16 protein-coding genes and 1 pseudogene are annotated in these 17,630 nt (G+C 73.8%); 10 read left to right on the plus strand and 7 right to left on the minus strand.

Annotated elements, in window-relative coordinates; translation table 11 throughout:
- A pseudogene (locus ABD358_RS28435) lies at nucleotides 1–109 on the plus strand (HAD-IC family P-type ATPase); the annotation flags it as partial.
- A 109-nt stretch (nucleotides 110–218) separates the two neighbouring features.
- Here ABD358_RS28435 and ABD358_RS15875 read toward each other — a convergent pair.
- Complete coding sequence (locus ABD358_RS15875; protein WP_344631667.1) at nucleotides 219–392, minus strand: hypothetical protein; 174 nt, start codon at nucleotides 390–392, stop codon at nucleotides 219–221.
- A 220-nt stretch (nucleotides 393–612) separates the two neighbouring features.
- Nucleotides 613–1,860: a DUF1266 domain-containing protein gene (locus ABD358_RS15880; protein WP_344631668.1), complete on the minus strand. Its 1,248-nt coding sequence runs from the start codon at nucleotides 1,858–1,860 to the stop codon at nucleotides 613–615.
- A gap of 168 nt (nucleotides 1,861–2,028) precedes the next feature.
- On the opposite strand from ABD358_RS15880, the gene bla reads away from it, so the two are divergent.
- Nucleotides 2,029–2,952 carry a class A beta-lactamase gene (bla, locus tag ABD358_RS15885; protein ID WP_344631669.1) on the plus strand — a complete coding sequence of 308 codons (924 nt, stop codon included), beginning with the start codon at nucleotides 2,029–2,031 and terminating at the stop codon, nucleotides 2,950–2,952.
- 61 nt (nucleotides 2,953–3,013) lie between these two features.
- Nucleotides 3,014–4,684, plus strand: coding sequence for a pentapeptide repeat-containing protein (locus ABD358_RS15890; protein ID WP_344631670.1), 1,671 nt, complete (start codon nucleotides 3,014–3,016; stop codon nucleotides 4,682–4,684).
- Between the two features lie 466 nt (nucleotides 4,685–5,150).
- On the opposite strand, the gene ABD358_RS15895 is transcribed toward ABD358_RS15890, so the two are convergent.
- From ABD358_RS15895 to ABD358_RS15905, 3 genes are all read right to left on the minus strand, one after another.
- Nucleotides 5,151–5,429 carry a GlsB/YeaQ/YmgE family stress response membrane protein gene (locus tag ABD358_RS15895; protein ID WP_344631671.1) on the minus strand — a complete coding sequence of 93 codons (279 nt, stop codon included), beginning with the start codon at nucleotides 5,427–5,429 and terminating at the stop codon, nucleotides 5,151–5,153.
- 507 nt (nucleotides 5,430–5,936) lie between these two features.
- Entirely contained in the window at nucleotides 5,937–6,359 is a 423-nt protein-coding gene (locus ABD358_RS15900) for a DUF1622 domain-containing protein (protein ID WP_344631672.1), read from the minus strand.
- A 327-nt stretch (nucleotides 6,360–6,686) separates the two neighbouring features.
- A complete protein-coding gene (locus ABD358_RS15905; RefSeq protein ID WP_344631673.1) occupies nucleotides 6,687–7,688 on the minus strand; it encodes a phosphotriesterase family protein in 1,002 nt (333 codons plus the stop codon).
- A 160-nt stretch (nucleotides 7,689–7,848) separates the two neighbouring features.
- Between ABD358_RS15905 and ABD358_RS15910 the strand changes: the two genes are divergently transcribed.
- The 7 genes from ABD358_RS15910 (at nucleotide 7,849) to ABD358_RS15940 (ending at nucleotide 14,276) form a co-directional block, all read left to right on the plus strand.
- On the plus strand, nucleotides 7,849–8,481 hold the full coding sequence (locus ABD358_RS15910; protein WP_344631674.1) for a TetR/AcrR family transcriptional regulator: 633 nt from the start codon (nucleotides 7,849–7,851) through the stop codon (nucleotides 8,479–8,481).
- A gap of 93 nt (nucleotides 8,482–8,574) precedes the next feature.
- The gene (locus ABD358_RS15915) at nucleotides 8,575–9,789 is read left to right on the plus strand and encodes an acyl-CoA dehydrogenase family protein (RefSeq protein WP_344631675.1); all 1,215 of its coding nucleotides are present in this window, start codon (nucleotides 8,575–8,577) and stop codon (nucleotides 9,787–9,789) included.
- Nucleotides 9,786–10,673: an SDR family NAD(P)-dependent oxidoreductase gene (locus ABD358_RS15920; RefSeq protein ID WP_344631676.1), complete on the plus strand. Its 888-nt coding sequence runs from the start codon at nucleotides 9,786–9,788 to the stop codon at nucleotides 10,671–10,673. The genes ABD358_RS15915 and ABD358_RS15920 overlap by 4 nt, the downstream gene beginning before the upstream one ends.
- Nucleotides 10,670–11,422 (plus strand): SDR family oxidoreductase, encoded by a 753-nt coding sequence (locus ABD358_RS15925; protein WP_344631677.1) that lies wholly within the window; start codon nucleotides 10,670–10,672, stop codon nucleotides 11,420–11,422. Before ABD358_RS15920 ends, ABD358_RS15925 begins: the two co-directional genes overlap by 4 nt.
- 1 nt (nucleotide 11,423) lies before the next feature.
- The gene (locus tag ABD358_RS15930; protein ID WP_344631678.1) at nucleotides 11,424–12,533 is read left to right on the plus strand and encodes a phosphotransferase family protein; all 1,110 of its coding nucleotides are present in this window, start codon (nucleotides 11,424–11,426) and stop codon (nucleotides 12,531–12,533) included.
- A 43-nt stretch (nucleotides 12,534–12,576) separates the two neighbouring features.
- A complete protein-coding gene (locus tag ABD358_RS15935; protein ID WP_344631679.1) occupies nucleotides 12,577–13,248 on the plus strand; it encodes a histidine phosphatase family protein in 672 nt (223 codons plus the stop codon).
- A gap of 59 nt (nucleotides 13,249–13,307) precedes the next feature.
- Nucleotides 13,308–14,276 carry an NADPH:quinone oxidoreductase family protein gene (locus ABD358_RS15940; protein ID WP_344631680.1) on the plus strand — a complete coding sequence of 323 codons (969 nt, stop codon included), beginning with the start codon at nucleotides 13,308–13,310 and terminating at the stop codon, nucleotides 14,274–14,276.
- Nucleotides 14,277–14,390: 114 nt separating this feature from the next.
- Here ABD358_RS15940 and ABD358_RS15945 read toward each other — a convergent pair whose 3' ends face one another.
- Both ABD358_RS15945 and ABD358_RS15950 read right to left on the minus strand, forming a co-directional pair.
- Nucleotides 14,391–16,610, minus strand: coding sequence for an NADP-dependent isocitrate dehydrogenase (locus tag ABD358_RS15945; RefSeq protein WP_344631681.1), 2,220 nt, complete (start codon nucleotides 16,608–16,610; stop codon nucleotides 14,391–14,393).
- A 200-nt stretch (nucleotides 16,611–16,810) separates the two neighbouring features.
- On the minus strand, nucleotides 16,811–17,593 hold the full coding sequence (locus ABD358_RS15950) for a LysM peptidoglycan-binding domain-containing protein (protein ID WP_344631682.1): 783 nt from the start codon (nucleotides 17,591–17,593) through the stop codon (nucleotides 16,811–16,813).
- Nucleotides 17,594–17,630 lie beyond the last annotated feature (37 nt).

A 17,630-nucleotide genomic window follows, 5' to 3' on the forward strand; every position in this document is an offset into this window, starting at 1 on the left:
CGCCGCCGGCCTGCTCAACCCGATGATCGCCGGAGCGGCCATGGCCTTCTCCTCCGTCTTCGTCGTCACCAACAGCCTCCGCCTGCGCGCCTTCCGCGCCCAGAGCTGACCGCAGGCGCAGGGCCGGTCCCCTCCGGGAGGGGACCGGCCCCGCGCCTGCGGGGGCATCGAGCGGGCCGTGTCCACGGAGCCTCGCGCGGACACACGGAGCCCGAGGTTCAGGCCGGACGCCCCCGCCCGGCGGCCCGCGCGGCGGCACCCGAGCCCAGGAGGGCCGCCCCCGGGCCGAGCACGGGCAGACCCGGTCCGGGAAGGACGTACATGACCACTCCGGCCACCGCGGCCACCGCGCCGAGCTCCATCAGGGCGGCGCCGAGCCGTGAAAGGGACATGCTTCTCTCCTCGGTTCCCGTGCGCGCGGCACACGTCCGCGGACGCCTCACCGGACGAGCCGCCCACCCGGAACGCCGTCGCCGCACGGCGGATCATGGCGCACCGGTGGTCCGGTCGCGGTCAAGGGGCCGGGCCGGAGCACGATCCGCCTCGCGGTGTCCCGGGATCCCGCGCGGCGAGCGGCTTCGCAGGGGCGGCGGCCCGGCACGGCTCCGGCCCCTACCAGGGGATGGTGAGCCAGGGGCTCCCGGGGTCGGTGGTGAGGACCCGGTGGGCCCGCAGCATGTCCTCGTACCAGACGCCGAACTCCTCGTCGTCGAAGTGGAGGCAGCGGCCGAGGACGTAACCGGCGGAGAACGCCTCCCACGACCTGTACGTCACCTGGGCGACCCGGCCCGCCCGCACCACGGCCTGCTCGGCCTCCGCGACGTCGCAGAACCGCGCGCCCAGGCCCCAGCGCGCCATCTTCGACGCCCGGCCGTAGTCCCAGGCGAGGACGGAGGCGACGTACTCGCCCTCGCCCAGCAGCCCGTCCGCGCGGAAGCGGGCCTCGTAGCGGACGACACGGCCGATGAGCCGCTGGAGCCTGCGGGTCTCCGCCTCGGGGTCGGGGAGGTCCTCCGCGCCGCGTGCGGCGGCCTGCCCGATGCGGTCGCGCACGACGCGGCCGACCACCTCGCGCCAGTGGCCGATCCCGACGGGACCGCCGTACTCGCGCGCGACCGCCCGCCGGACCTCCAGCACGAACTCCCAGGCCGAGTTGCTCATCTCCCCCTTCAGCAGCCGCTCCTGGGCGGACATCCACTCCTCGCGGGTGGTGATGCCCCACCACTCCTCCAGGCGCCGCCGTTCGCCGCCGAAGCCCGTGCCGTGCCAGCCCATCGCGTTCCACAGGGAGCCGTTGTGCACGCACAGCAGCGCCCCGCAGGCCAGGCCGCGCGCCACGGGCCCCTGGTGCACGCCGCCGGTCCGCAGGGTGCGCAGGGTGCCCCGCTGCGCGTCCCGCGACACCCTCTCCGCGTGGTGGGTCCACATCCGCCGGTGTTCGGGGGTCGCCGCGAAGTACGCCTCGCACGGGCTGCCGGGGTCGACGGCCAGCCACCAGTCGTGGTTCTCCCACCGCTCGGCGTACCAGCCCAGCGAGTGCTCGAAGAACACCGGGTCCGGCGCCGGGCAGGGGAGCATCCCCTCGGTCAGGACCGCCACGTAGTGCCGGCGCGTCCTGGGGTCCCAGTAGGGGAAGAAGCCGAAGTACCCGGGATTGGCGTCCACCCACGGGCGGGGCAGCGCGTGGAACAGCCTGGCCCCGGCCAGGACGTCGAAGTACCCGGCCCAGTCGCCGCGCGCCTTCGCCTCGTACAGCCTCTGCTCGACGTCGGTGGGCGGCTGCCACGGTGCGTACGGCGGGCTCTGCGGCCCTTGTCCCGCCGCCGTCCCCCCGGCGGCCGCTCCGCTCCAAGTACTCATGACCGGTTCACTCTACAGAGTGAACCGGTGACCCTCCGGTCGGCGACGGGGCAGCCGGATCGCGGGGACCGGTGCGTTTTCGGCCAAGGTCGCCTGGGGGAGAACCACCGCCGGACGCCGGGGTGTCCTCTCCCCCGGAAGTGATCACCGAGCCGAGGAGAAACGATCGTGCAGACCTCGACGACACGCCCGAGCCGCCGCTCGGTACTCGCCCTGGGAGCCGGAACCGCCCTGGCCGCGGCCGTGTCCACGGGCGGGACGGCCGTCGCGGCGCGGCCGGGCGCGGAGGACGGCCTCTCCCAGGCGCTGGGCGAGCTGGAGCGGGAGCACTCCGCCCGGCTCGGTGTGTACGCGCGGAACATGGCCACCGGACGCGGCGTGCGGTACCGCGCGGACGAGCGCTTCCCGATGTGCTCGACGTTCAAGACGCTCGCCGCCGCGGCCGTCCTCAGGGACCTCGACCGGCACGGCGAGTACCTCGCCCGGCGCATCCACTACACCGGGGCCGACGTCGAGGAGTCGGGCTACGCCCCGGTCACGGGCGAGGAGGTGAACCTGGCGAACGGCATGACCGTCGCCGAGCTGTGCGAGTGCTCCATCACCCACAGCGACAACGCCGCGGCGAACCTCCTGCTCCGCGAGCTGGGCGGGCCGACGGCCGTCACCCGCTTCTGCCGCTCGCTCGGCGACCGGACGACCCGGCTGGACCGGTGGGAGCCGGAGCTGAACTCGGCCGAGCCGTGGCGTGTCACCGACACCACCAGCCCGCGCGCCATCGGCCTGGACTACGCCCGGCTCGTCCTCGGCGACGCGCTCGCGCCCCGGGACCGGCGCCTGCTGACGTCGTGGCTGCTCGCCAACACCACCAGCGTCGACCGCTTCCGCAAGGGCCTTCCCGCGGACTGGACGCTCGGCGACAAGACCGGCGGCGGCTCGTACGGCACCAGCAACGACGTGGGCGTCGCCTGGACGCCGGACGGGACCCCGATCGTGCTGGCCGTCCTCACCACCAAACCGGACGACGCGGAGGCCCCGGGGGACAACCCGCTCATCGCGAGGACCGCCGCCCTGCTGGCGGAGGCCCTGGGGTAGGAGCCGCCCGGCGGGGCGGCGGGCCGGGAAACCACCCGCCGCCCCGGAACGTCCACAGGACATGACGCCCGCACGTCCCGAACCGCCGCCCGCCGCCCCGCCGGCCTGGCCGCACTGCGGGCACCGGTCCGGCCCGGACGACCCGGCCGGGTGCCGCGGTGCCCGCGTCGCCGGACACGGCGCCTGCCTGGCCCACCTGGACGAGACCGACCGCGCCGCCCACCTGGCGTCCCTCTCCCCCGGCGACGACGTCGACCACCGGGGCACGCCCTTCACCGAGGACCTGCTGAACCGGTTGCTCGACGCCCTGCGCGATCCCGGAACCGGCCGGCCGCTCATGGGGACCGCCCGGTTCGACGAGGCATCCTTCGCCGGCACCGCCTGGTTCAACAGGGCGTCCTTCTCCGGCGAGGCATGGTTCGCGGGCGCGGTGTTCGCCGGCGACGCCCGGTTCGGCGGGGCGCGCTTCCTCGGCGACGCCTGGTTCGCGGGAGCGGTCTTCTCCGGCGACGCCTGGTTCGACGGAGCGGCCCTCGCCGGCGCCGACTTCGCCGACGCCTCCCTCTCCGGCGACGTCTGGCTGGACAGGGTGACCCTCACCGGCGACCTCCGGCTCGACAGGGCCCGGTTCGAGGGGGCGTCGCACCTGGGGCCGCTGGTGTGCGGCCGCACGGTGTCGCTGGACAGGGCGGTGTTCGGCGTGCCGGTGACGGTGGAGGTGGCCGCCCGCAGGATGAGCTGTGTGCGCACCCGGTGGCAGTCCACCGCCACGCTGCGGCTGCGCCACGCCGAACTGGACCTGACCGACGCCATCTTCGAGTACCCGGTGGCGGTCGCCGCCCGCTCCGCGCCGTTCTCCCGCTCCTGGGGCGACCCGCTGCCGGAGTCGCCCCTGGCCGGCCGGGACCCCGGGGTGCGGCTGACGTCCGTGAGCGGAATCGACGCCGCGCACCTGGTGCTGCAGGACGTCGACCTCGGCGGCTGCCGGTTCGCCGGCGCCGTCCACCTCGACCAGCTCCGCGTCGACGGCTGGTGCACCTTCGGCAGCACCCCCGCCGGATCCCGGCGGTGGAGTCCGCGGCGCACCCTGGCCGAGGAGCACCACTGGCGGGCACGCACCGGCCGCACCCCCGCCCGGACCCGCGGCTGGACTCCCCCGCCCGACGGCGTCTCCGTCCTGCAGCCGGCCGCGCTGGCCGCGCTGTACCGGCAGATCCGCAAGTCGCTGGAGGACGGCAAGAACGAACCGGACGCCGCGGACTTCTACTACGGCGAGATGGAGATGCGCCGTCATGACACCACCCGCCCCCGGGGCGAGCGGGCGCTGCTGGCCGCGTACTGGGCGCTGTCCGGCTACGGGCTGCGCGCCACCCGCGCGCTGGGGTGGCTGCTGGGGGCCATGACCGCCACCGTTCTGGCGCTGATGCTGTGGGGGCTGCCGGCCGAGGTCCCCCGGCCGACCACCACCGGCCGCCAGGTCGCCTCCGGGCAGACCCTCACCCTGGTCACCGACACCCCGGATCCGCGCAATCCCGCCGGCCCGTGGTCCGGGCGCCTCACCGCCGAGCGGTTCGAGAAGGCGCTGCGCGTGGTGATCAATTCGGTGGTGTTCCGCTCCTCCGGCCAGGACCTGACCACCGCCGGCACCTACACCGAGATGGCCTCCCGCTTCGCCGAGCCCGCTCTCCTCGGTCTCGCGGTCCTCGCCGTCCGCAGCCGCGTCAAACGCTGACGGACCGTCCGTCCCGCGGCGGGCGGCCGGCGGCGGCCGCCCGCCGCCAAGGGCGGTTCGGCGGGCGGAAGTCCGGCAGGGACGGGGAGGACGCGGAGGGAAAAGGGAGGTGCGGAGGGGAAAGGGGGCACCCGGCGGGAAAGGGCCGTCTTCCGCTGCGGTGCGCCGCCGGGAAAGGAATCCCTTCCGGAATCCTCCCGCGGTCTCCGCGGAGGCGGGTGGTGTCCGCCGGAGACGGCGGTCCGCTCCCCGTCCCGGATCCGATCCCGAATTCCCCTTCCGGGGGCCGTGGCTGATTCCGCGGCAGAGGCCGGGGCGGCCGTGGTGAACGGCCGCCCGGAAGTCCGCCGTTCACGCGACCGGCCCCCGGCGGTCCGCTCTGGCGAGGGGACCGCCGGGGGCCGGCTTCCGGGACCGCCCGTGCGGCGAAAGGTCTTTCACCGGCCACCGCATGACCGGTGCCCGGTCAGGCGTGGACGCGGTTGTGGCTGCGTCCGGTGACCGCCCGGTAGATGGCGAGCACGATGACCGAACCGATGATGGCGGCTATCCAGGTGGACAGTTCGAAGAATCCGTCGATCGAATCGACGCCGAATATCACCTTGCCGAGGAAACCGCCGAGGAGACCACCCACGATACCGATCACCATGGTGACGAGGATGCCACCGGGGTCCTTGCCCGGCATGATGGCCTTGGCGATCGCTCCGGCGAGCAGACCGATGAGAATCCACGCGATGATGCCCATGTCTGGGTACCTCCTTGTCGTCTTCACGGGACCGCCTTGCCCTGGACACGACATCCAAACGGAGGAATTCGGCGGAAGATGGCGAGCACCGGGCTGAGCAGCGGATTTCCCGTCAGAAATCTCACGGGTTTCCGGGTTGGCGGACTTCCGGACCGGGTCCGCCGGCTGAACGCCCCGGCTCCGGGAATCCGGAGGGGAACACGCCCCGCCCGCGCGCCGGCACGGCGCGGTCCGGCGGCGGACAGGCCCGGCGACCGGTTCGCGGACGGCGGTCGCGGCGCCCGCGGCGGCCCGGCTTTCCGGGCCTGCGGCGGCCGTCCCGCCGGGCCCCGCCCGGGACGCCGGGCCGCGCGGAAACGACCGGGGCGGCGAACGGGCCGGGAGGGGTCCGGAAGAGGCGGTCGCCACGGCCGCCACGGCCCGGCGTTCCGGGCCGTGGCGGCGGGCACGAGGGGCGGGTGCGAGGGGCGGGTGCGAGGACAGCCGTGGAAGCGTTCGCGGGAGTGGTCACGTGGAGGACGCCGGGCGGCGCGGGCCCGCCTCCTCCGCCTCCCGCTCCCTCCGGTGCTCGCGTTCGATCTCGGCGCGTTCGGCGGCGATCTCCCGGTTGAGGAAGAAGTTGAGCGCGGTCCGGATGGCCGCGAGCTGCCCGATCTCGGCGAAGCTCGGCGCGACGGCCGTGCGCAGCACGTCCCCGGCGAGCTGGAACTCCAGCCCCAGGGCCAGGAAGCGGCCCAGACCGAGCCGGATCCGGCTGAACCGGCGGTGCGGGAGCCCGCCGCGCACCGCCGCCGCCAGGAAGCGGCCGAAGACCCAGACCGCGCCCGCGAAGATGATCAGGGCGCCGGCCGCCTCCACCAGCCTCACCAGGAGGTCCACCGCCTCCCGGAGGGCGGACTCCGGCAGCACTTCCTCCAGGGGCACGTCCATGACCGGCCGGGTACCCCTCCCCGCCCGTTCATCCTGGCGGGCACCCGTATTCTCCGTATCGCCCGGGAGTGTCGCGGATCACGCCGGATTCGGCTGTTCGGTACGGAATGGCCGGGGCGGGGTGGTGGTTGTACTCGTCGCGGGCGCCGGTGGCGGGACAGTGTCCCCGGGCCTCACCCACAGCCTGCGAGGACGATCGTCCGGCTGAAGCCTCGCAGAGCCACTCGCCGCGCAGGCGACCGCCGTCACCGGCGCCCGCACCCTGCAGACCGGCCCCGGCCGAGACTCCCCCGTCTCCGTCGGGGCCTTTCCACGCCCGGCGCGGTCTCAGCGCGCGGCGGACTCGAAGAGGCGGCGCGGGTTGTCGGTGAGCATCGTGGTGATCTCTGCCTCGGTCACGCCGCGCTCCCGGACGTAGGGCAGCACCTCCTGGCCTATGTGCAGGTAGTGCCACTGCGGCAGGAACGGCATGACGTCCGGGTCGATCCAGTCGAGGTAGCAGGAGGCGTCGTGCGAGAGCACCATGCTCTCCGCGTAGCCGCGGCGGCACATCTCGACCAGGGTGTCGGCGCGGGCCTCGAAGGTGGTGCCGAGGTTGAGGCCGAAGCGGTCCATGCCGAGCAGGAAACCGGCGTCGGCGAGTTCGGCGAGGTGGTCGCAGTCGGTGGTGTCGCCGCTGTGGCCCAGCACCACGCGCGCCGGGTCGACGCCCTCCTCGTCGCACAGCACCCGCTTGACCTCCAGCCCGGTCCGGCTCCCGGGGTGGGTGTGCACGGTGACGGGGGTGCCGGTGCGGTGGTGGGCGGCGGCGACGGCCCTCATCACGCGCTCGACCCCCGGCGTCATGCCCTGCTCGTCGATGGCGCACTTGAGCATGCCGGCCCGCACCCCGGTGTCCGCGATGCCCTCGGTGATGTCCCGGACGAACATCTCCACCATGGGGTCGGGCACCTCGGCCCCCAGCGCCTCGTTCAGCGCCGGCCCGCGGTGGCGGAAGAAGAAGGGGACGTCGTCGTAGGTGTACAGACCGGTGGCCACGACGATGTTCAGCTCGGGCACCCGCTCGGCCACGCGCCGGATGCGGGGGATGTACCGGCCCAGGCCGACGACGGTGGGGTCGACGATGGTGCGCACGCCCGAGGCGGCCAGGGCGCGCAGCCTCTCCGCCGCGTCGGCGACGCGTCCCTCCTCGTCGCCCCACTCCTCCGGGTAGTTGGCCTGGACGTCGGCGGTGAGCGTGAAGATGTGCTCGTGGACGTAGGTGGGGCCCAGGTCGGCGGTGTCCACGGGGCCGAGGACTGTGTGCACCTGGGCGTTCGCCTGGGTCATCGGGGGCGGCTCCTTGTCGGCGGGCGCCAGTGGCGGGCGCGGTCGTCGTGCGGTGGCCGCCGAGCATAGGCAGGTACTGAGCAATGCTCAATGGGCGCGCCCCCGCCCCGGCCGGGCCCGTGTTTTGCCGGCCTCCGGAGAGCGGGTTACTGTCGCCCGCATGAGCGCCGATCCCGTCCGCACCCGTGTGCGTCTGAGCGCCGAGGACCGCCGCGGGCAGTTGATCGGCATCGGGCTGCGGCTGCTGGTCACCCGGCCCATCCACGAGTTGTCGGTCGACGAGGTGGCCGCCGAGGCGGGGATCTCGCGCGGGCTGCTGTTCCACTACTTCCCGACCAAGCGCGACTACTACGCGGCGGTGGTCCGGGCCGCGGGGCAGCGGCTGCTGACCCATGCCCGCCTGCCCGGGGAGGGCGGGCCCGAGGAGCGGGTGCGCGCCGTCGTCGAGGGGTTCGTCGGCTTCGTCCGGCGGCGCCGCGCCAACTACGTGGCCCTGGTGCGCGCCGGGGCGGGCGGGGACGACCTCGTCCTGGAGGTCTTCGAGGACATCCGCGCCACCCTGGCCGACCGGGTGCTGGAGGCGCTGGGCGAGCCGTCCCCCGATCCGATGGTGCGGCTGGCGGTGCGCGGCTGGCTGGCGATGGCCGAGGAGATGGCGATCGAGGCGCGCGACGAGACGGTGTCCGCCGACGGCCTGGTCGACTTCCTGGTGGACGGTCTCGGCCGCCTCCTCGCCCCGCTCGCCCGGCACCGGTCCCTCGGCCCCGGCGGGCGTCCCCACGACCGTACGTGATCCGGGCCACCCCGCGGTCCTGCTGTTGAGCATTGCTCAGCAGGTTGGCTACTCTCGCGTCACAACGACGTCGCCCCAGGCAAGGAGCCGGTCGTGGACTTCGCCCACTCGCCGCGGGCGCGGGAGTACATCGAGCGTGTCGCCGCCTTCGTCGACACCGAGATCGTCCCGCGCGAACACGACTACCTCCGGGCCCTGCGCGGCCGGGCCGACCGCTGGGCGGTCCCGCCGCTGATCGAGGACCTCAAGGCCAAGGCCCGTGAACAGGGCCTGTGGAACCTCTTCCTGCCCGACGAGCGGTACGGCGCCGGGCTGAGCGTGACGGAGTACGCGCCGCTGGCGGAGCTGATGGGCCGCTCCCCCATCGCGCCCGAGGTGTTCAACTGCAACGCCCCCGACACCGGCAACGCCGAGGTCCTGCTCCACTACGGCAGCGACGAGCAGCGCGAGCGGTGGCTGGAGCCCCTGCTGGAGGGGCGGATCCGCTCGGCGTTCTGCATGACCGAGCCGGACGTGGCCTCCTCCGACGCCACCAACATGGAGGCGACGGCCGTCCTGGACGGGGACGAGGTGGTGCTCGACGGCCGCAAGTGGTGGAGCACCGGCATCGGCCACCCCGACTGCCGGTTCGTGATCTTCATGGGGCTGACGGACCCCGGAGCCGACCGCCACCGGCGGCACTCGATGGTCCTCGTTCCCGTCGACACCCCCGGGGTGCGGATCGAGCGGATGCTGCCGGTCCTCGGCTACCTGGACGAGCCCTACGGCCACGGCGAGGTCTCCTTCACCGGCGTGCGGCTGCCGCGCGACGCGATCATCGCCGGGCCCGGGCGCGGCTTCGAAATCGCCCAGGGCAGGCTGGGACCGGGCCGCATCCACCACTGCATGCGCCTGATCGGGATGGCCGAGCGCGCGCTGGAGATGGCCTGCCGCCGCGCGACCGCGCGCACCGCGTTCGGCAAGCCGCTGGCCAACCTCGGCGGCAACCGCGAGCGCATCGCCCGGGCCCGCATCGCGATCGACCAGGCCCGCCTGGCGGTGCTGCACACCGCCTGGCTGCTGGACACCGCCGGGCCGCTCGGGGCCTTCGGCGGGCTGTCGCAGGTCAAGGCATCGGTCCCGGCCATGGTGCAGAGCGTCGTGGACACGGCCATCCAGCTCCACGGCGGAGCCGGCCTGTCCGACGACACCCCGCTCGCCGGCTTCCTGGCCGCCGCCCGGGCGCTGCGCCTGGCGGACGGTCCCGACGAGGTGCACCTCGGCGTGGTCGCCAGACTGGAACTCGGCAAGTACCGGGAGCGGACATGACGCGGAACGGGGAAACGGGCACCCGGGTGCTGGTCACCGGCGCCGCCTCCGGCCTGGGCCGGGCCATCGCCGCCCACTACGCGGCCGCCGGCTGCCGGGTGCTGGTCACCGACCTGGCCGAACCCGCCGCACTGCCCGCCGGGCAGACCGCATGGCACCGGCTGGACGTGCGCTCCGACGCGGAGTGGGCCGCGGTCCGCCAGTGGTGCGAGACCCACTGGGGCGGGCTGGACGTCCTGGTCAACAACGCCGGCGTCGCCGCGGCGGGCCGTGTCGAGCGGATCGAGGACGCCGACTGGGACTGGATCCTCGACATCAACCTGCGCGGCACCGTCCGCGGCTGCCGGGCCTTCGTCCCCGTCCTCAAGCGGCAGGGCGGCGGGCACATCGTCAACATCGCCTCCCTGGCGGGGCTGATGAACCTGCCGGGGATGTCGTCCTACAACGTCTCCAAGGCCGCCGTGATCTCCCTGTCGGAGACCCTGCGGCACGAACTGGCGCCCTGGGGGGTCCACACCACCGTGGTGTGCCCCGGGTTCGTTCCCACCGGCCTCGACAGCGGCCTGCGCAGCCCCGACCCGGTCCTCGCCGACCAGGCCGCCCGCCTGATCCGGAAGGGCTCCTTCACCCCCGAGCAGGTGGCCGCGCAGGTCGCCGACGCCGTCGCCCGGCGCCGCTTCCTGGTGCTCACCCACCCCGAGGGGCGCAGGGCGCTGCGCGTCAGGCGCCTGTGGCCGGCGCTGGTGGACCGGCAGATCGCCGCGGTGTGGCGGCGCACCAGGACCAAGCTCGACGAACAGGACGCGCAGGACGCGCGCGGTGCCCGGGACGGCGCACCGGACGGCGCACCGGACACGGAAGGCACAGGGGAACGATCGGCATGAGCCCCCGCAGGAGCATCCTCATCACCGGAGCCAGCGCCGGGCTGGGCGAGCGGATGGCCCGCGACTTCGCCGCCATGGGCCGCGACCTCGCCCTGTGCGCCCGGCGTACCGACCGGCTGGAACGGTTGCGGGAGGAACTGCTCGCCGCCCACCCCGGCATCACGGTCGCGGTGCGCGCGCTCGACGTGAACGACCACGACGCCGTCTTCGAGGTCTTCCGCGCCTTCCGCTCCGACCTGGGCTCCCTGGACCGGGTGATCGTCAACGCCGGGCTCGGCAAGGGACAGCCCATCGGCACCGGGCGCTTCGACGCCAACCTCCAGACCGCGCGGACCAACTTCACCGCCGCGCTCGCCCAGTGCGAGGCCGCCGTGGAGGTCTTCCGCGAGCAGAACGCCGGCCACCTGGTCGTCGTCTCCTCGATGAGCGCGATGCGGGGCCTGCCCCGCAACCTCACCGCCTACGCGGCCTCCAAGGCCGGTGTCGCCGCGCTCGCCGAGGGCATCCGCGCCGAGCTGCTGCGCACCCCCATCAGGGTCACCACCCTCTTCCCCGGCTACATCGCCTCCGAGATGAGCGGCCGCTCGGGCCGGACGCCGCTGATGGTCTCCACCGAGAGGGGCGTCCGCGCGATGGTGCGGGCCATCGAGGCCGAACGGGCCCAGGCGAAGATCCCCGCCTGGCCCTGGGTGCCCCTGGGGTTCGCCATGCGGCACCTGCCGCTGTCCGTCGTCTCCAGGATGAGCTGACATGGGCCGCACCGACGACGGGAACGGCAGGGACGACACCGGCGGCAGGGAGGCGGCCCTCGACCGGCGCGGCGCCGTCCGCGCCGAGGACGCCTTCGACGTCGCCCGCGTGGACGCCTGGCTCAAGGAGCACGTGGCCGGCCTCGACGGCGCCCCGGAGGTCACCCAGTTCTCCGGCGGCGCCTCCAACCTCACCTACCTGCTGCGCTACCCCGGCGCCGAACTGGTCCTGCGCCGGCCCCCGGCCGGGCGCAAGGCCTCCTCCGCGCACGACATGGCCCGCGAGTACGACGTCCAGCGGAAGCTCAGGCCGGTCTTCCCGTACGTGCCCGCCGTCCGCGCCCTGTGCCGGGACCCGGAGGTCATCGGCTGCGACTTCTACGTCATGGACCGCGTGCCCGGCCTCATCCTGCGCGGCCGCCTGCCCGCCGGGACGACGCTGGGCCGGGCGCGGGCGCGCGAGCTGTCGGAGACCTTCGTCGACACCCTCGCGGACCTCCACGGCATCGACCCCGGAGCCGCCGGCCTGACCGGCCTGGGCAAGGGCGCCGGCTACGTCCGCCGCCAGGTCGAGGGCTGGACCCACCGCTACGCCCGGGCCCGCACCTGGAACACCCCGGGCTTCTCGAAGGTGACCGCCTGGCTCGCCGACAACCAGCCCGACGACGTGGCCATCCGTGTGATCCACAACGACTGGCGGCTGGACAACATCGTCCTGGAACCGGACACCCTGCGCGTGACCGGCGTACTGGACTGGGAGATGGCCACCCTCGGCGACCCGCTGATGGACCTCGGCAGCGCGCTGGCCTACTGGGTGCAGGCCGACGACGACCGGGTGGCGCGCGCCACCCGCCGCCAGCCGAGCCACCTGCCGGGCATGCTCACCCGTGCCGAGATCGTCGAACGCTACTGCGACCGCACGGGCCTGCCCGCCGACAACTGGGCCTTCTACGAGGTCTTCGGGCTGTTCCGGCTGGCGGCCATCGCCCAGCAGATCTACTACCGCTATCACCACCGGCGGACCCGCAACCCCGCGTTCCGCAACCTGTGGCTGGCGGTCAACTACCTCGACTGGCGCTGCCGCCGCGTCATCGCCCGGTCCCGCCTCTGAAGCAGAGCCCCCGAGCAGGAACCCCGACACCAGGAGGGCAGCGATGCCGGTCATCCATCTGGTCCGCCACGGTCAGGCGTCGTTCGGCGCCGGCACCGCGGAGGGGTACGACGTGCTGTCGGACCTCGGCCGCAGACAGGCCGAGGTCGCCGGCGCCGAGCTGGCCCGGCGCGGGCCGCGCGACCCGGTCGTGGTCTGCGGCACCCTCAACCGGCAGCGGGACACCGCCGAGGTCCTGATGAAGTCCGCCGGGCTGGCGGGGACGCCGCGCACCGACCCCCGCTGGAACGAGTACGACCACATCGGCCTCGTCGAGCGCTACGGCACGGCCGCCGGCGGCGCGGGGACGGACGTCCCCGCCGGCGACCGCGGTGTCCAGGCCGTGCTCGACCGCGCGCTCGAAGCGTGGATGGCGGACACCGGCGACGGCGGCTGGGAGCGGTTCGCCTCGGGCGCCGCCGAGGCGCTGCGGGAACTGGCCGCCGGCCTCGGGCCCGGGCGCGACGCCGTGGTGGTCACCTCGGGAGGGGTGCTGGCGGCCCTGTGCGGCGGCCTGCTGTCCGCGCCCCCGGCCGGGGTGGTGGCGCTGAACCGGGTGGTCGTCAACGCCGCGATCACCACCCTCGTCGCGGGCTCCTCCGGCATCAGCCTGCTGTCCTTCAACGACCACGCCCACTTCGCCGGGGACCGGCGCCCGCTGCTCACCTACCGCTGACCGCGGCCCGTCCCCGTCCGACCGATCCCGCGATCCCACGACCCCGCGAAGGAATCCTCATGCGCGCAGTACAGGTGGTCTCCCTCGACGGCCCCGGAGCCGTCCGCGTCGCCGACGTCGACGACCCGCGTCCGGCCCCGCACCAGGTGCTCATCGACGTCCACGCCGCCGGCGTCACCTACCCGGACGTCCTGCTGACCCGGGGGCAGTACCAGATCAAGCCCGAGCCGCCGTTCGTCCCCGGCTCCGAGGTGGCCGGCACCGTCGCCGAGGCCCCCGAGGGGTCCGGCTTCCGGCCCGGCGACCGCGTCGCCGCCTTCCCCGGCTTCGGCGGCTTCGCCGAGCGGGTCGCCGCCGACCCGGCGGTCGTCTTCCCGCTGCCGGAGCGCCTGTCGTTCACGGCCGGGGCCGGGGTGCCGATGAACTGCCTGACGGTCCACTTCGCGCTGGTGCGACGCGGCCGGCTGCGGTCCGGGGAGACCGTGCTGGTGCACGGCGCCGCCGGCGGCGTGGGCACGGCCGCGGTCCAGCTGGCGCGCGCCCTGGGGGCGAGGGTGATCGCGGTGGTCTCCACCGAGGCCAAGGCGGAGGTCGCGCGGCGGGCCGGGGCGCACGAGACGGTGCCCGTCGAGGGCTTCCGGCAGGCGGTCGCCGAGCTGACCGGCGGACGGGGCGTCGACGTCGTCGTCGACCCCGTGGGCGGGGACCGCTTCACCGACTCGCTGCGCAGCCTCGCCCCGGAGGGCCGCCTGCTGGTCGTCGGCTTCACCGGCGGGGAGATCCCCACCGTGAAGGTCAACCGGCTGCTGCTGAACAACATCGAGGTCGTCGGGGTCGGCTGGGGCGCCTTCTGGCTGCCCCGCCCGGAGTACCTGCGCGAGCAGTGGAACGAGATCCTGCCCCATCTGGAGGCCGGCCGGCTCGACCCGCTCATCGGCTCGACCCACCCCCTGGAGGGGGCCGCGGACGCCCTGCGCGAACTGGACGGGCGCGGCGCCGCGGGCAAGGTCGTCCTCCTCACCCGTTAGGCGACCGCCAGGTGCCCGTCAGGCACACCGACCGCCGCTTCTCCCGGGAACGGGACCGCCCCGGCCGGACGGAAGTCCGGCCGGGGCGGTCGCGCCCTGGGAGGGCCGGCGCCGTCAGCCGAGGGCCGCGACGGCCTGGTTGAAGGTCTTCGACGGGCGCATCACGGCCGAGGCCTTGGCGTCGTCGGGCCGGTAGTAGCCGCCGATGTCGGCCGGCGAGCCCTGCACCGCGATCAGCTCGTCGACGATCGTCCGCTCGTTCTCCGAGAGCGTCTCGGCGAGCGGGGCGAACGCCTCGGCGAGCTCGGCGTCGTCGGTCTGGCGGGCCAGCTCCTGGGCCCAGTAGAGGGCCAGGTAGAAGTGGCTGCCGCGGTTGTCGATGCCGCCGACGCGGCGGGTGGGCGACTTGTCCTCGTTGAGGAAGGTGGCGGTGGCGCGGTCGAGGGTGTCGGCGAGCACCTGGGCCTTGGCGTTGCCCGTGGTCTGCGCGTAGTGCTCGAAGCTGACCGCCAGCGCGAGGAACTCGCCCAGGCTGTCCCAGCGCAGGTAGTTCTCCTTGACGAGCTGCTGGACGTGCTTGGGCGCGGAGCCGCCGGCGCCGGTCTCGAACAGGCCGCCGCCGTTCATCAGCGGGACGACGGAGAGCATCTTGGCGCTCGTGCCGAGCTCCAGGATCGGGAACAGGTCGGTCAGGTAGTCGCGCAGCACGTTGCCGGTGACCGAGATGGTGTTCTCGCCGCGGCGGATGCGCTCCAGGGAGAACTTGATGGCGTCGACCGGCGCCATGATCTCGATCCGCAGGCCCTCGGTGTCGTGCTCGGCCAGGTACTGCCGGACCTTCTCGATCAGCTTGGCGTCGTGGGCGCGGGTCTCGTCGAGCCAGAACACCGCCGGGTCGCCGGTGGCGCGGGCGCGGGTGACGGCGAGCTTGACCCAGTCCTTGATCGGGGCGTCCTTGGTCTGGCACATGCGGAAGATGTCGCCGGCGCCGACCGTCTGCTCCAGGACCACGTTGCCGTCCTGGTCGATCGCCCGCACCGTGCCGGTGGCGGGGATCTCGAAGGTCTTGTCGTGGCTGCCGTACTCCTCGGCCTTCTGGGCCATCAGGCCGACGTTGGGCACCGAGCCCATCGTCGCGGGGTCGAAGGCGCCGTTGGCGCGGCAGTCCTCGATGACGGCCTGGTAGATGCCGGCGTAGGAGCTGTCGGGCAGGACGGCGAGGGTGTCGTGCTCCTGACCGTCCGGGCCCCACATGTGGCCGGAGGTGCGGATCATCGCCGGCATGGAGGCGTCGACGATGACGTCGCTGGGCACGTGCAGGTTGGTGATGCCGCGGTCGGAGTCGACCATGGCCAGGTCCGGGCCCTCGTTCAGCTCGGCCTCGAAGGACTCCTTGATCTTCGCGCCCTCGGGCAGCGAGTCCAGGCCCTTGAAGATGGCGCCCAGGCCGTCGTTGGGGCTCAGGCCGGCCGCGGCGAGCGTCTCGCCGTACTCGGCGAAGGTCTTCGGGAAGAAGGCGCGCACCACGTGGCCGAAGATGATCGGGTCGGAGACCTTCATCATCGTGGCCTTCAGGTGCACGGAGAACAGCACGCCCTCGTTCTTGGCGCGGGCGACCTGCTCCTTGAGGAACTCGCGGAGCGCCGCCACCCGCATGACGGCCGCGTCCACGACCTCGCCCGCCAGCACCGGCACCGACTCGCGCAGGACGGTGGTGCTGCCGTCGTCACCCGCCAGCTCGATGCGCAGCGAGCCGTCCTTGGCGATGACCGCGGACTTCTCGGTGGAGCGGAAGTCGTCCTGCCCCATGGTGGCGACGCTGGTCTTGGACTCGGGCGTCCAGGCGCCCATGCGGTGCGGGTGCGTCTTGGCGTAGTTCTTCACCGAGGCGGGGGCGCGGCGGTCGGAGTTGCCCTCGCGCAGGACCGGGTTGACGGCGCTGCCCTTGACCTTGTCGTAGCGGGCGCGGATCTCGCGCTCCTCGTCGGTCTTGGGGTCGTCCGGGTAGTCCGGCAGCGCGTAGCCCTTCTCCTGCAGCTCGGCGATGGCGGCCTTGAGCTGCGGGATGGAGGCCGAGATGTTCGGCAGCTTGATGATGTTGGCCTCGGGCTTCTTGGCCAGCTCGCCGAGCTCGGCGAGCGCGTCGCCGATCCGCTGCTCCTCCTTGAGGTACTCGGGGAAGACGGCGATGATCCGCCCGGCCAGGGAGATGTCACGGCTCTCCACAGGGACACCGGCCTTCGCGGCGTACGCCTGGACCACGGGCAGGAACGAATACGTCGCCAGCGCCGGGGCCTCGTCGGTGTATGTGTAGATGATGGTCGAGTCAGTCACCGGGTGCTCCGCTCCACGTCTGCAACATTGCTCGACATCAAGATATCCCGCGATCGGCCCTTCATCGACAGGACCCCGCCCCTCGTGCGCGGTGCGGACGGGCCGGCTCGCCCGGCCGGCGTCCGGCACGGGGCGGACGCGGCGGAGGACCGCGGGCCATCCACGCCCCGCGGTCCTCCCGTTCTCGGCTGCCCGTCGGGTCAGTAGGGGCCGTTGACGTTGTCGATCGATCCGTAGCGGTCGGCCGCGTAGTTGCAGGCGGCCACGATGTTGGCCACCGGGTCGTACTGGCTGTGGGCGGTGCCCGCGACGTGGTAGGCGTCGAAGGTCGGCTTGATGACCTGGAGGAGGCCGATGGAGGGGGTGCCGCGCTGGGCGTTGACGTCCCAGTTGTTGATCGCGTTCGGGTTGCCGCCCGACTCGCGCATGATGTTGCGGTGGATGCCCTCGTAGGTGCCGGGGATGCCGTTGGCCCTCATGACGTCCAGGGCCTCGCGGATCCAGCCGTCCAGGTTGTCGGGGTAGGACGTGCTCTTCGCCGGGGTCTGCGCGGCCTGGGTCCGCGCGGCGGCGGGGGTGGCCGTCCCCTCGGCCTGTCCGCCGCCCTGCCCGGCGGTCCGCTCGGCGGCGAGGGTGAGCTTCTGGCCGGGGAAGATCAGGTTCGGGTCGTCCCCGACGGTCTTCCGGTTGGCGTCGTAGACGGCTCTCCAGCCGCCTTCGACGCCGTGTCCGACGGCGATCCCGTGCAGCGTGTCGCCGTCGGCGACGGTGTAGGAGTCGGCGGCCCTGGAGGCCGACGGGGAAGCGGAGGCGGACCGCGGCGCGGTCTCCGCCCGGGGGGCGGTCCGCTTCTGCTCGGCGGGGGCGGTGTCCTGCACGGCGGCGGGAGCCGCGTTCGCGCTGCCCGCGGCGATCAGCGGCGCGGCGACACCCGCGCCGCCGGCCGTGAGCACGAGGGAGAGACGGGAGAACTGACGGGACATCAAAGGGGTCCGCGGACGTCGGTGGCGGCCTCGAGAC

Source organism: Streptomyces glaucosporus (assembly GCF_039533345.1).
GTDB classification, from domain to species: Bacteria; Actinomycetota; Actinomycetes; order Streptomycetales; family Streptomycetaceae; genus Streptomyces; species Streptomyces glaucosporus.

Excerpts from the sequence above, each read along its gene's own strand:
- ABD358_RS15875 (WP_344631667.1), bottom strand. The coding sequence starts at position 392 with ATGTCCCTTTCACGGCTCGGCGCCGCCCTGATGGAGCTCGGCGCGGTG.
- ABD358_RS15880 (WP_344631668.1), bottom strand. The coding sequence starts at position 1,860 with ATGAGTACTTGGAGCGGAGCGGCCGCCGGGGGGACGGCGGCGGGACAA.
- ABD358_RS15890 (WP_344631670.1), top strand. The coding sequence starts at position 3,014 with ATGACGCCCGCACGTCCCGAACCGCCGCCCGCCGCCCCGCCGGCCTGG.
- ABD358_RS15895 (WP_344631671.1), bottom strand. The coding sequence starts at position 5,429 with ATGGGCATCATCGCGTGGATTCTCATCGGTCTGCTCGCCGGAGCGATC.
- ABD358_RS15900 (WP_344631672.1), bottom strand. The coding sequence starts at position 6,359 with ATGGACGTGCCCCTGGAGGAAGTGCTGCCGGAGTCCGCCCTCCGGGAG.
- ABD358_RS15905 (WP_344631673.1), bottom strand. The coding sequence starts at position 7,688 with ATGACCCAGGCGAACGCCCAGGTGCACACAGTCCTCGGCCCCGTGGAC.
- ABD358_RS15910 (WP_344631674.1), top strand. The coding sequence starts at position 7,849 with ATGAGCGCCGATCCCGTCCGCACCCGTGTGCGTCTGAGCGCCGAGGAC.
- ABD358_RS15920 (WP_344631676.1), top strand. The coding sequence starts at position 9,786 with ATGACGCGGAACGGGGAAACGGGCACCCGGGTGCTGGTCACCGGCGCC.
- ABD358_RS15925 (WP_344631677.1), top strand. The coding sequence starts at position 10,670 with ATGAGCCCCCGCAGGAGCATCCTCATCACCGGAGCCAGCGCCGGGCTG.
- ABD358_RS15930 (WP_344631678.1), top strand. The coding sequence starts at position 11,424 with ATGGGCCGCACCGACGACGGGAACGGCAGGGACGACACCGGCGGCAGG.
- ABD358_RS15935 (WP_344631679.1), top strand. The coding sequence starts at position 12,577 with ATGCCGGTCATCCATCTGGTCCGCCACGGTCAGGCGTCGTTCGGCGCC.
- ABD358_RS15940 (WP_344631680.1), top strand. The coding sequence starts at position 13,308 with ATGCGCGCAGTACAGGTGGTCTCCCTCGACGGCCCCGGAGCCGTCCGC.
- ABD358_RS15950 (WP_344631682.1), bottom strand. The coding sequence starts at position 17,593 with ATGTCCCGTCAGTTCTCCCGTCTCTCCCTCGTGCTCACGGCCGGCGGC.